Source organism: Arthrobacter sp. ASL1 (assembly GCF_056680475.1).
Genome location: NZ_CM155284.1, coordinates 121,577 through 134,131, shown reverse-complemented (window position 1 = coordinate 134,131; position 12,555 = coordinate 121,577). Strand labels below are relative to the sequence as shown.

The following is a 12,555-nucleotide window of genomic DNA, read 5'->3' as shown; positions in this document are numbered from 1 at the left end:
GAAATATTGGCCGGACACGCGGTGGCCGACCCCGTCCCCCCGGGGAGGCCACCGCGCGTTCCCACCCTAGGCACCGTCACCGACAAGTCGGAGCCGCCGCGCGCCGTCGTGCCCGGTAGTGTTGATCACATGACCGCCCTGATGCACCGCGTGGCAGCCACCCACGAATTCCGCGGCCTGCGCGCCGTCGAACACTATTTCACCGTTCCCCTCGACCATGCCCGCCCGGGCGGGGAATCGATCACCGTCTTCGCCCGCGAAATCAGCTCACTCGACCATGAGGTTCCCGATGCGCTGCCATGGCTGCTCTACCTGCAGGGCGGTCCCGGCGGACAGGGCCCCCGGGTGTCCAGCCTGACCGGCTGGATGGCCGAGGCAGCCAAGACGTTCCGCATCCTGCTGCTGGACCAGCGCGGCACGGGCCTGAGCACCCCGGCCAACCGGCAATCCCTGCCGCTGCGTGGCGACGCCGCCGCCCAGGCCTCCTATCTTGCGCACTTCCGGGCCGACTCGATCGTGCACGACGCCGAAGCCATCCGGGCCACCCTGGGCATCACCTCGTGGAGCACCTTCGGGCAGAGCTACGGCGGCTTCTGCACGCTCACCTATCTCTCGCAGGCCCCCGAGGGCCTGGACCGCTGTCTGGTCACCGGCGGCCTCGGCCCCCTGCAGGGGCGCCCCGAGGACGTCTACCGTGCCACCTACGCCCGCATGGCCGCCCGGAACGCCGAGTACTTCACGCGCTACCCGGAGGACCGGATCGTGCTGAACCGGATCATGCGCCACGTCGAGCAGGAGCACGAACTGCTTCCCGACGGCCGCCGGATCACCGGGGGCCTGGTCCAGATGCTCGGGCAGTTCCTGGGCGGCAACACGCGCATGGACCAGCTCCACTACGTCTTCGAATCAGCGTTCATCCCCACCCCGGCCGGCCCGCGGCTCTCCGACGCCTTTGCCGACGTCCTGTCCCATCAGGCGAGCCGGGCCGCAAACCCGCTCTACGCCCTGATGCACGAATCGATCTACGCCCAGGGGCACGCCACCGGCTGGGCAGCCGAACGCGTCGCCGCCGAATTCCCGGCCTTCGACCCCACGTCCACCGAACCACTGTTGACCGGCGAGATGGTCTACAGCTGGTACTTCCGGGATGATCCCGCACTGCGGCCGTTGGAAGACGTGGCCCGGATCCTGGCCGAACGCGCGGATTGGCCGAAACTATACGACGTCGGACAGCTTGCCTCCAACGCGGTGCCGGTGGCGGCCGCGGTGTACACCGACGACGTCTACGTGGACCGGGACATCAGCCGGGCCACGGCCGAGCGGGTCCGCGGACTCCAGGTCTGGGAGACCGCCGACTTCCACCATGACGGGATCGCCGACGAGGGGGCCGACATCTTTGCCCGGCTGTTGAGCATGACCACTCCCGGGGAACGCGCCGACTAGTCGGCCACGTCGGCACCGCGCGCCGGGGAAGCGGCGGCGGCGTGCACGTCTGTTCCCGGCCGGCGGGCGTGCCACACTGCGATGGTGGCCACAAGCAGCACCACCACCAGGCAGCCCAAACCGAGCCCGCGGAACCCGATGAGGGCGAGCACCACCCCGGATCCCGCGGCGCCGAGCGCCCCGGCAACGCCCATCAACGCATCGGATAGCCCCTGGATGGGGACCCGGTGGCCGGCGGCGACGCTTTCGGCGACGAAGGCAGACCCCGCGATCGTCGATATCGACCAGCCGATCCCGAGCAGCACGAGTCCGGTGGTGACCGCCGGCGTGTGGGAGGCGCCCAGTCCGGCGGTCAGCAGTGCCGCGACCAGGACCGCGTCGCCGATGAGCATCGTGGTGATCCGTCCGCGCCGGTCGGCCAGCAGCCCGACCAGTGGAGAGAGCGCGTACATGCCCGCGATATGCAATGAGATGGTGAATCCGATCAGCACCAGCACGTCCAGGCTGGGATGGTGCCCGGTCATGGCGGTGCCCCCGCCGGAGGCCAGGGCGTCGAGGTCCTTCAGGTGAACGGGCGTCATCGACATCACGGCCACCATGACCAGGTGGGATGCGGTGATGGTCAGGACGCCCAGCCGGGCTGCCGGGTTGGCCCGCAGGATCGCCAGTCCGCCGCGGATCGCCGAAGGGGCGGGACCCTGTACTCCCCCCGCGGCCCGCTCGGCCCTGACCATGGACAGCGGGTCGGGCCGTAGCCCGATATTGAGCACGACGACGGAGAGCAGCATCCCGGTCAACGAAAACAGGAACGGACCACTCATCTCCGGCAGCCCGAGCCGCGCCCCCAGTGCGGCGCCGGGCCCGATCAGGTTGGGGCCCGCCACGGCTCCGATCGTGATGGCCCAGACGACCAGGCCCAGGTCGCGGGCCCTGCTCTGGGGTGCTGCGAGGTCCGTCGCGGCAAAGCGGGCCTGCAGGTTCGCGGCGTTGCCGACCCCCAGCAGTGCCGCGGAGACCAGGAGGAGCCCGATGCTGCCCACGACCGGTGTCAGGGCCATGCCGACGGCGCCGAGGGCGGCGATCAGCAAGCCGGTGGATAGCGCAATGCGCCGTCCCCGGCGGATGGCCATTCCGGCCAACGGCAGGGCGGTGACGGCTCCGGCCACGGAGATCGCCATGGTCGGAGCCCCGGCGAATGCGTTGCTGTCGGTCAGCTCCACGGCCATCAGCGACCCCAGGGCCAGGCCGGAGCCGTTGCCGATGCCGCTGAGCAGCTGGGCCAACGACAGGGTCGTGACGACCCGGCGCTGCTGGCGGCGCACGACGGCGGATGGGTCGTCTGCCGCGGCGGTTTCGGTCACCCGAGCAGCCTACCAAGGGTCACGGCACTCGCCGATGGGGACCGCCGGGCATGGCAAAGGGCCCGGTCCATCGGTGAACTCGGACTGGTCACCGTGGTCCGGGCCCGTCAGGCCTATCCGTCCCGGGGAACGGGCCGCCGGCCGGAGGCTAGGAGTTGTTCTCCTGGTCCTCCCCGTTGCCCTGCTCGGCTGCTGCCTTCTCCTTGGCCTCTTGGGCCTCCGCGGCGGCGCGCTTGCCGGCCGGGCTCATCAGGCTGGCCACGGTGGCGACGACCAGGGTGCCGACGATGACGATCAGTGAGAAGCCGGTGCTGATGTCCGGCACCCAGAGGATGCCCTCGCCGCCGTTGATGAAGGGCAGCTCGTTCTCGTGCATGGCGTGGAAGATCAGCTTGACGCCGATGAAGGCGAGGATGATCGACAGCGCGTGCTTCAGGAAGATCAGGCGTTCCATCAACCCACCCAGCAGGAAGTAGAGCTGCCGCAGGCCCATGAGGGCGAAGATGTTCGCCGTGAACACGATGAACGCGCTTTGTGTCAGGCCGAAGATCGCCGGGATCGAGTCGACGGCGAACAGCAGGTCGGTCATCCCGATCGTGATGAAGACCATGACCATCGGCGTGAACATCCGCTTGCCGTCTATGGTGGTGCGCAGCTTGTTGCCGTCAAAGTTCTTGCTGACCGGCAGCTTGGCCGTCAGCTTCGAGACCAGCCCGCTTTCGCCCTCGTCTTCGTCGTCATCGCTGCCGGTGGCCTGCTTCCAGGCGGTCCACAGCAGGAAGATGCCGAAGATGTAGAAGATCCAGGTGAGGTTCTCGATGAGTGCCGCGCCGAGCAGGATGAAGATGCCGCGCAGGATCAGCGCGATGATGATGCCGAACATCAGCACTTCCTGCTGGTACTTCCGCGGTACGGAGAACCGGGCCATGATGATGATGAACACGAACAGGTTGTCCACGCTCAGGCTGTACTCGGTCACCCAACCGGCCACGAATTCCTGGCCGTAGTCCGGGCCGGCCTGCCACCACAACAGTCCGGCGAAGAGGATGGCCAGGGTCACGTAGAAGCCGACCCAGAGGCCGGCCTCCTTCATGGAGGGCTCATGCGGCCGCTTGACCACATAGAGCAGATCGAAGAGCAGGATCAGGCCGAGGGCCACGAACGAGATCACTTCGAATTGGATTGTCAGGTGTTCCGACACGGTAACCTTTCCGGGCGCGCTCGGCGCCGGCTGGGGATATGGGGCATGGCCGCAAGTCTCTCCGCCGACCCGGTCCCCGGGGCGGCCGCTGTGCCCGGCGGGGCATCGATGCCCCGCGTGTTGACGTCCACAGTGTTTGGGATACTCCCCTACGCTCCCGGAAATCCTACAGCATGGGGCCTACGCGTGGCCTGCCTGCTGCATCTGGCGCAGCTCCTTCTTCAGGTCCCCCACCTCGTCGCGCAGCCGGGCCGCCAATTCGAAGTGCAATTCGCCGGCGGCACCGTGCATCTGCTCGGTCAGCTGGGTGATCAGGTCCACGAGGTCCTCCGCCGGCGCAGCGGCCAGACCGTCGCGCCGGACCCCGGCCTCGGCCTGATGGGTCTTCGCAGTGGACTTGCGGGCGCCCTTGGCGAGCCGCTGGTTGTTCAGCAGTTCCTGGGTGTCGGCGTCCTCGCGGGCCAGCTGGTCGGTGATGTCGGCGATCTTCTTGCGCAACGGCATGGGGTCCACGCCGCGCTCCTTGTTGTACGCCTCCTGGACCTCACGGCGACGGTTCGTCTCCTCGATGGCATGCGCCATGGAATCGGTGATCCGGTCCGCGTACATATGCACCTGCCCGGAGACATTGCGCGCGGCGCGGCCAATGGTCTGGATCAGCGAGGTGCTCGAGCGCAGGAATCCTTCCTTGTCCGCATCGAGGATGGCCACCAGCGAAACTTCGGGAAGGTCCAGACCCTCACGCAGCAGGTTGATGCCGACCAGCACGTCGAAGACGCCCATGCGCAGTTCGCGCAGCAGCTCCACGCGGCGCAGCGTGTCGACGTCGGAGTGCAGGTACTGGACCTTGACCCCGTGTTCGGTCAGGTAGTCGGTCAGGTCCTCGGCCATCCGCTTGGTCAAGGTGGTGACCAGGACGCGTTCGTTGTTTCCGGTCCGGGTGCGGATCTCCTCGAGCAGGTCGTCAATCTGCCCCTTGGTGGGCTTGACCACGATCTCCGGATCCAGCAGGCCGGTCGGGCGGATGATCTGCTGGACGACACCATCGGCCTTGCCCAACTCATATTTGCCCGGAGTGGCCGAGAGGTACACGGTCTGGCCGATGCGTTCGAGGAACTCGTCCCATTTCAGCGGCCGGTTGTCCATGGCGGAGGGCAGCCGGAAGCCGTGCTCGACCAGGGTCCGCTTGCGCGACATGTCCCCCTCGTACATGGCACCGATCTGCGGGATGGTCACATGGGACTCGTCCACGACCAACATGAAGTCGTCCGGGAAGTAGTCCAACAGGCAATGTGGGGCGGTCCCGGGGCCGCGGCCGTCGATGTGGCGCGAATAGTTCTCGATGCCGTTGCAGAAGCCCATCTGCTGCATCATCTCGAGGTCATAGGTGGTGCGCATGCGCAGGCGTTGGGCCTCCACCAGCTTGTTCTGGCCCTCGAGTTCGTTCAGCCGCACGCGCAGCTCATCCTCGATGTCGGTGATGGCCCGATTCATCCGTTCGGGCCCGGCGACATAGTGGCTGGCGGGGAAGACGTACATCTCCTCCTCCTCGCGGATCACGTCTCCGGTGAGCGGGTGCAGCGTATGGATCTGTTCGATCTCGTCGCCGAAGAATTCGATGCGCAGGGCTTGTTCCTCGTACATCGGGATGATCTCCACGGTGTCTCCGCGCACGCGGAAGGTCCCCCGGTGGAAGTCCATGTCGTTGCGGGCGTACTGCATGGAGACGAATTTGCGCAGCAGGTCGTCGCGGTTCATCTCCATGCCCTTGCGCAGGGTCACCATGCCGGCGACGTATTCTTCCGGCGTGCCCAGGCCGTAGATGCAGGAGACCGTGGCGACGACGATGACGTCGCGGCGGGTCAGCAGCGTGTTCGTGGCCGAGTGCCGCAGCCGTTCGACCTCCTCGTTGACCGAGGAGTCCTTTTCGATGAACGTATCGGTCTGCGGGACGTAGGCCTCGGGCTGGTAGTAGTCGTAGTAGGAGACGAAGTACTCGACGGCGTTGTTCGGCAGCAGTTCGCGGAACTCGTTGGCCAGCTGGGCCGCCAGGGTCTTGTTCTGCACCAGCACGAGCGTGGGCCGCTGGATCTTCTCGATCAGCCACGCGGTCGTCGCGCTCTTGCCGGTACCGGTGGCGCCGAGCAGGACCACGTCCTTCTCGCCGCCGTTGACCCGTTCGGCCAGTTCCTTGATGGCCTGCGGCTGGTCGCCCGCCGGTTGGTAGTCGCTGATGACCTCGAACGGCGCGACGACACGGTTGATCTCCTGGGCAAGACTCATGGATCAAGGCTACGCCCCGGCTCCGATACGACGCACGGTTCCCGCCGAGGGCTTAACGGCCGGGGGTGGATGCACGACGGCGGAACTCAGCTGGGCGGGCCCTTGGGGGCACGGGACCGTGTGGAAGGGGCCTCGAGGAAACCGTTGTTCGCGAACCGACCGAGGATGGCCACGAACATCTGCTGCGCGAAGACCACGCACCCCGCCAGCGCGGAGACGATTCCCGCCAGGGTCATCCAGGCCGGGACAAGAACCCGCCAGGTCCAGGGTCCCTGGCCCGTGGTGAATTCGTCGCGGCCGCCGGCGGCGAGCCACAGCACGATCGCCAGTACCCACAGCACCCCGGTGGCCACGAACAACCAGGTCACCCATCTCATGCCACCGTCGAAGCGGTAGCCCACGGGCTTGGCCGCGCTCATGCGCCCTGCCCCGGAGGTGCGGGCACCGTGCCGACGGCGGCGGGCAACAGCCGGCTGGTCCAGAGCTCGTCGACGGCAGCCAGCAACTCCGCCGTCGTCCCCGCGTTCTCGAGCACGACATCACTGACGGCGGCACGCTCCTCGTCGGTGGCCTGGGCCGCCATCCGTGCCGCAGCGTCCTCGGCGGTCATCCCCCGATCCGCCACCATGCGACGGATCCGTTCGGCGTGCGGGGCCTGCACGGTGACGACGACGTCGAAGGAGCCTGGTTGACCGGTCTCGACCAGCAGCGGGATGTCCTGGACGAGGATGACGGGCCGGGCCGCGCCCTCACCGGCCGCGGCCTCCCCGCGAATGCGGTTTGCTTCGGCCCGGACCAGGGGGTGGACGATGCCGTTGAGCCGTTCCCGCGCCGCCGTGTCGTCGAAGACGATTTGGCCGAGCCGGGGACGGTCGAGCCGGCCCTTGTCGTCCAGCACGTCGGCTCCGAAGGCCTCCACGACCCGCTGCAGTCCGGATGTGCCGGGCTCGACGACCCGGCGGGCGATGGCGTCGGCGTCGACGAGCACGGCACCGAGCTCCACGAGCCGGGCCGCGACCGCCGATTTACCGGCGGCGATCCCGCCGGTGAGTCCCACATCAAGCATGGACCCAGCCTACGGCACGCCGAGTGGCCGTCCGGCGCGCGGGGCCGGGCGTGGGGGCGATCGCGGGGACCGTCGAAACGTGGTCGAACGTGGGGGCGGGACGTAGTCTTGACGATAGAGGGAGCCGTCGCGGTTGGCGGGTCCAAAGCGCCCCACTTCAAGGAGACCCGCCATGGCTTTTCCCGCAATCACCCATGTCGCCCTGACCGTCACGGACCTGGAGGCGAGCGCCAAATGGTACGAGCGGTTGATGGGGGTTTCCCCGGCACTTGACGAGGAGGCCGGCGGCTTCTGGCACAAGGTCTACCCACTGGACGGCGGCATGCTTCTGGGGCTGCACGCACACCCCGAAACCGAGGCGCATGACCGGTTCGACGCGCACCGCGCCGGGCTGGATCACATCGCTTTTGCCTGCGCTGACCGCGAGGAACTGGCCGCCTGGCAGTCGCGGCTCGACGAACTGGACATCGGGCACGGCGGCATCGTGGACGCGGCGTACGGCTCTGGCCTCTCGTTCAAGGACCCGGATGGGAATGCGCTGGAGTTCTTCGCCCCGCCGGCCTAGTTGTCCGCGGCCCGCCCTCGCATCATGCACTCCCGGGGGCAAAGCAGGCTTACTGCCGAGTCCCCGCCGAGGACGAGGCGCGGGCCGTTGTCGCGGGGTTGCGCAAGGCACACCACGATGCCCGCCACCATTGCAGCGCCTTCATCATCGGCCCCCGGACGGTGGGATGTTCTGGTTGACGTGGAACAGGTTGGCGGGGTCGTAGATGGCCTTGATCCGTGCCAGCCGGTCATAGTTCCCCTGGTAGGCCGCGCGGACGCGGTCCTGGCCCTCGTCCATCAGGAAGTTGACGTAGGCTCCGCCGGCGGTGGTGGGGTGCAGTTCATCGGAGTAGGCACGGGCCCACTCGCTGATGAGCTGCGCGTTGGCGGGATCCGGGTCGACGCCCACGATGACCCCGGCCCAGCCGCCGTTCCGGTAGGCAAAGGCAGTGTCCTCCGACGCCACCCTGGCCACTGCCCCGTCGATGGGATACAAGTGCATCGTGGAATGCCCCGTGGGCAAGGCGGCCGCGTGCCGGGTATGGATCTCAATCGCCTCGTCGGTGATCTCCTCGACGAAGTCGGCCCGCCAATACCATTGCAGACCCGCGGGGTAGAGGCCGTCGAAGGCCTGTTGCAGTGCGTTGAAGGGCAACTCGTGCAGGCCCACCAGCAGCGGGTCGCCGAACTCCTTGACCTGTGACAGCACCTCGTCTGCACGGTCGTGGGATCCGGTGTAGCACCAGATGATCGCGCACGCCTTCCTGCCCCACAGCGTCTCGGGGAACGGGGCCGCCGGCGGGATAGTCAAGAGGCCAATCCAGCCGCTGAGTTCTTCCGGCAGGGTGGGAAGCAGTTCTCGGTACCAGCGCATGACCTCCGGGGTGTCGGCCAGGTCGTAGAGCACCGGGCCGCCGATGACCACCCCGTGTTCGCCGATGTCATGGGTCCGGAAGACGAACGAGGTGACGACGCCAAAGTTGCCCCCGCCGCCGCGCAGGGCCCAGAACAGGTCGGGGTGGCGGTCGGCGTCGGCCGTCACCAGCGTGCCGTCGGCCAACACCACGTCGGCGGAGAGCAGGTTGTCCACGCTGAGTCCGAAGCGCCGGGATAGGTAGCCGATGCCCCCACCCAGCGCCAGACCGCCGACACCGGTCGAGGCAATGAACCCGCTCGGCGTGGCCATGCCGAAGGGCACCGTGGCATGGTCGACATCGCCCCAGGTGGCGCCCCCATCGACACGCACGGTGTGGGCGGCCGGGTCGATGGTCGTGGCACGGAGGTTCCCCAGGTCGATGACCAGCGAGTCGTCGGCAATGCCCAGGCCGCCGGCGTTGTGTCCACCGCCCCGTACGGCCACGGTGAGCGAATGCGTGCGGCCGAAGTCGACGCAGGCGACGACGTCGGCGGTGTCGGCCACCTGGGCGATGGCCGCCGGATGCTTGTCGATCATGGCGTTGTAGACGGCGCGGGCCGTGTCGTATCCGGCGTCCTGCGGGAGAACCAGGGATCCGCGGAGCCGCTCCGCGAGCTCGATGAAGTCAGGGTGGGTGGTGATGGGGGTGGGGGTCGCGAGGCTCATGGGGTGCTCCCAGGTAGGTGGTGGATGGTGGTGCCCACCACGCTAGGAGGACGACCGTTCGCTGGGCGTTCGCCGGGGCCGGAGATGAGCTCGCACTGTCCGGCCAGCAGGTCCACCCAGCAATTCTCCTGGCGCTCATAGGCGATCTGCAGGGCCGTGTGGAGTTCGCCCAGGGCGGCGTCAGGCTGGTGGTCGCGTGTCAGGGCATCGGCCAGCAAGGAATGCCAATAGGGCATGCGGACCACCGCATCCTGGCCGACCAGGGCCCGCATAGCCGCCCGGATCCTGAGGACCCCCGCCGCAGAGCCCGCGCTCCACCCGGCGAAGACTTCCGCCCACTGCCCGTAATAGGCGATGTCGTACCGTTGGCACAGCGTCAGCAACTCGTCGACGACCTTGTCCAGCTCCGCGGCATCGGCGTCCAACTGGTACAACAGGGCGGCATAGGCCAACGCCACGGCGCGCGTATACGGGTGCGCCGCGGCAATGGATCGCTCCAGCGCCTCCGCGGCCAGACGCCGGGCGCCGGGCCGGTCCCCCGCCAGCCAGTGCGCATGTGCGGCCCAGGCGCGCGCATGTATTTCGATGCGGGTCCCCAGGACAGTGGAGTAGCCGGGAGTGACCGCGGTATAGCAGGCCGCAAAGTGCTCGATGGCCTCGGCAGGCCGGCCGAGGGCGAGGGCGGCACCGGCTACCGCAAAGTGCCCCTGGGCCAGCAGCTTGCCGTCTCCAACCCCGAGTACAAGGGCGCGCTGTCCCAGCTCGTAGGCCTCTCCGATCCGCCCCTGTACGTAGCGGCCGCAAAACAGGCCGACGAAGCTCGCCGCCACGACGTCGCGGAGCCCCAGCCGCTCCCCGAGGACGACCGATCGTTCAAGGTTGTCCAACAGCTCGGCGCAGGAGTATCCATGCAGTGCCGTCAATAGCGGCGACATGGCGCGCCTGGCATCCAGTTCCGCCGCGTCGCGCACGCCGCCGGGGTCCATGGCATCCACGATCGCCAGCGCCTGTCGGTAGCTGTCCAGGCCCGTGGCGCTGGCGAACACCCTGGCCGCGACGGCCCCCGCGCGCATTCTGAAGTGGAGTGCCCGGTCGGGGTTGGAAGCCAGGGCGTGCTGTTCGGCGAGCCGGGCTGCCACGGCATCCGGGTCCGTCGCGTGCAGCTGCTCGAGCGATGCCGCGATCCGGCTGTGCAGCAGCCAGCGCTGGGCCGGCGTGAGGAGACGGTAGGTGGCATCGGCCAGCAACCGGTGGGCAAAGTAGTACCCGTTCCCGACCGGAACCAGGATGCCCAGGCGCCAGAGCTCATCCACGGCCGCGACGAGGCCGGAAGACGTCAGGTCCGTCGACGCGCTGAGCAGCCGCATGCCGGTTTCCCTGCCGTTTGCTGCAACGACGCTGGCGACCGCCCGTGCATCCCGACCCAGGCCGGCGATCCTCCGGTGCAGCATCGCGCCCAACTCGTGGTTCTCCCCCGGGGCTACTCTCGTATCGATCCGGGCCGCCTCGATGATGAACAGCGGATAGCCGCCCGTGGCCGCCCTGAGCATCCGGGCCCGTCCGGCCCCCACGGGGCGGCCACGCAGGGCACCGGCGAGAGTCCCCGTATCCGCTTCGTCCAACGGGGCGACGGCCATCTCGTGCAGCAAACCCAGGCCCCGCAGCGAAGCCAGCATCCCCCCGACCGCCGCGGTCAGGTGTTGGCCTCCGGTGCGCATCGTGGCGACCAGCATGAGCCGGGGCGCATACGTCCTGGCAGACAAGAAGGAAATCCAGGCAGCTGTTTCATCGTCGCACCATTGCAGGTCATCGAGCACCAGCAGGGTGGGACGGCCCGCGGCACTGATACCACGGGCCAGCGACTCGAAGTACCCGAAGCGCTGCCAGGCGTCGACCATTGCATGTGCCCCGTCTGCGGAGACGAGCGGAAACGGATCCCGGCCCCAACCCGGTTCCGGCACCATCCGCCGCACATCAGCCTGTATCCGGGCCGGGAGGCCACGCAGCACCGGGGCCATGTCGCTGGAGCCCAGCCATGCCGCAACGGGTGCCAGGGGAACCGACCCCCCTCCCTCGAAGCAGCGTGCCCGGGCGACCAGTGCCCCACGGGCCGCCGCCCACGCGGCCACGTGCTCGGCCACATGCGTCTTGCCCACCCCCGGCGCCCCGGTCAGCACCGCGACGGAGTTCCGTCCGGCCGCTGCGCGTACCCAGTCCGCCTGCAAGTGGGCCACCTCCTGGGCCCGACCGATCGGGATCTGCGGGCGACCTGGCCGTAGCGCATCCGTGCGTTCACCGGGCAGGTCAGCGACCAGGGCCAAGGTCTCCTCTCCCGGTCCGACGCTGAGTTCCCGTTCAAGCATCTGGCAACAGCTGTGGTAGCTGTGCAGCGCTGCCGCATCGTCCCCCAGTGACAGCTGTACCCGGATCAGATCCCGGTGTGCCCCCTCGGACAGCGGTGCGATCTGGATGCCGCGCCGGGCCGGCTCCAGTGCCCGCTCCGCATGCCCCGCGGCCAGCCACCCCGAGGTCGCTTGGGCGCAGAGCCGGGCGCATGACAGCTGCAGTGACTCGCGTATCGGTCCCACCCAATCCGCATAGTTCCCCGGCATCAGTTCGCCGCGGTATCCGGCCAGGGCCGCCGAAGCATGGCGCAGGAAAGCCGGGGCATCCGCTCGTTCCGTGGCATCCCGGGCGGCCGCATGCTCGGCCGCAAAATTCTCGACGTCGATGCTCACCGCGGCGTCGGGAACCCAGCCGATGGCCCCGTTGGCCGTTCTCAGCCCCCGCACACCGCCCAGCAGAATACGTAGGTTGTGCAGTTCACGGCGCAAGTTCGTCAGCGCCTGCGCATCGGTCGACTCGGGCCAGAACGTCCCGGCCACCACCAGGCGGGCCACGAGAAAGTCCGGATGCAAGACAAGGTAGGCAAGAAGCTCCATGGCGCGGCTGGTTCCGGCTCCCACATCGGCGCCCGCCTCCGTGAGACGCTGTTCACCCAGCAAATTCAACTGCAGCACGACCGCGGCCTTCCCTCACCGCCCCCCACGAGCCATTTTCGCACCGCGCCCTA

9 protein-coding genes are annotated in these 12,555 nt (G+C 68.3%); 2 read left to right on the top strand and 7 right to left on the bottom strand.

Translation table 11 applies throughout. From position 1 onward, the window contains the following. Positions 1-129 precede the first annotated feature (129 nt). The gene (locus tag AC1MEQ_RS00600) at positions 130-1,443 is read left to right on the top strand and encodes an alpha/beta fold hydrolase (RefSeq protein WP_479793019.1); all 1,314 of its coding nucleotides are present in this window, start codon (positions 130-132) and stop codon (positions 1,441-1,443) included. On the opposite strand, the gene AC1MEQ_RS00595 is transcribed toward AC1MEQ_RS00600, so the two are convergent. The 5 genes from AC1MEQ_RS00595 to coaE all read right to left on the bottom strand — a co-directional run bounded on the left by AC1MEQ_RS00595 (position 1,440) and on the right by coaE (position 7,354). Continuing rightward, positions 1,440-2,804 carry an MFS transporter gene (locus AC1MEQ_RS00595; protein WP_479793017.1) on the bottom strand — a complete coding sequence of 455 codons (1,365 nt, stop codon included), beginning with the start codon at positions 2,802-2,804 and terminating at the stop codon, positions 1,440-1,442. The genes AC1MEQ_RS00600 and AC1MEQ_RS00595 overlap by 4 nt on opposite strands. A 148-nt stretch (positions 2,805-2,952) precedes the next feature. Then, the gene (locus AC1MEQ_RS00590; RefSeq protein ID WP_479793015.1) at positions 2,953-4,005 is read right to left on the bottom strand and encodes a TerC family protein; all 1,053 of its coding nucleotides are present in this window, start codon (positions 4,003-4,005) and stop codon (positions 2,953-2,955) included. 180 nt (positions 4,006-4,185) lie between these two features. Continuing rightward, positions 4,186-6,288, bottom strand: a complete 2,103-nt coding sequence (gene uvrB / locus AC1MEQ_RS00585) for an excinuclease ABC subunit UvrB (protein ID WP_479793013.1) — start codon at positions 6,286-6,288, stop codon at positions 4,186-4,188. 86 nt (positions 6,289-6,374) lie between these two features. After that, positions 6,375-6,707 carry a hypothetical protein gene (locus tag AC1MEQ_RS00580; protein WP_479793011.1) on the bottom strand — a complete coding sequence of 111 codons (333 nt, stop codon included), beginning with the start codon at positions 6,705-6,707 and terminating at the stop codon, positions 6,375-6,377. Next, positions 6,704-7,354, bottom strand: coding sequence for a dephospho-CoA kinase (coaE, locus tag AC1MEQ_RS00575; protein ID WP_479793009.1), 651 nt, complete (start codon positions 7,352-7,354; stop codon positions 6,704-6,706). The genes AC1MEQ_RS00580 and coaE overlap by 4 nt, the downstream gene beginning before the upstream one ends. A gap of 172 nt (positions 7,355-7,526) precedes the next feature. Here coaE and AC1MEQ_RS00570 point away from each other — a divergent pair, with 172 nt between their 5' ends. Further along, on the top strand, positions 7,527-7,919 hold the full coding sequence (locus AC1MEQ_RS00570) for a VOC family protein (RefSeq protein WP_479793007.1): 393 nt from the start codon (positions 7,527-7,529) through the stop codon (positions 7,917-7,919). A gap of 144 nt (positions 7,920-8,063) precedes the next feature. Here AC1MEQ_RS00570 and AC1MEQ_RS00565 read toward each other — a convergent pair whose 3' ends face one another. Together AC1MEQ_RS00565 and AC1MEQ_RS00560 are read right to left on the bottom strand one after the other, a co-directional pair. Continuing rightward, entirely contained in the window at positions 8,064-9,482 is a 1,419-nt protein-coding gene (locus AC1MEQ_RS00565) for an FAD-binding oxidoreductase (RefSeq protein ID WP_479793005.1), read from the bottom strand. After that, positions 9,479-12,502 (bottom strand): ATP-binding protein, encoded by a 3,024-nt coding sequence (locus tag AC1MEQ_RS00560; protein ID WP_479793003.1) that lies wholly within the window; start codon positions 12,500-12,502, stop codon positions 9,479-9,481. Before AC1MEQ_RS00560 ends, AC1MEQ_RS00565 begins: the two co-directional genes overlap by 4 nt. Positions 12,503-12,555 lie beyond the last annotated feature (53 nt).

Coding starts and splice junctions, on each gene's coding strand:
- AC1MEQ_RS00600 (WP_479793019.1), top strand. CDS start 130: ATGACCGCCCTGATGCACCGCGTGGCAGCCACCCACGAATTCCGCGGC.
- uvrB (WP_479793013.1), bottom strand. CDS start 6,288: ATGAGTCTTGCCCAGGAGATCAACCGTGTCGTCGCGCCGTTCGAGGTC.
- AC1MEQ_RS00580 (WP_479793011.1), bottom strand. CDS start 6,707: ATGAGCGCGGCCAAGCCCGTGGGCTACCGCTTCGACGGTGGCATGAGA.
- coaE (WP_479793009.1), bottom strand. CDS start 7,354: ATGCTTGATGTGGGACTCACCGGCGGGATCGCCGCCGGTAAATCGGCG.
- AC1MEQ_RS00570 (WP_479793007.1), top strand. CDS start 7,527: ATGGCTTTTCCCGCAATCACCCATGTCGCCCTGACCGTCACGGACCTG.
- AC1MEQ_RS00565 (WP_479793005.1), bottom strand. CDS start 9,482: ATGAGCCTCGCGACCCCCACCCCCATCACCACCCACCCTGACTTCATC.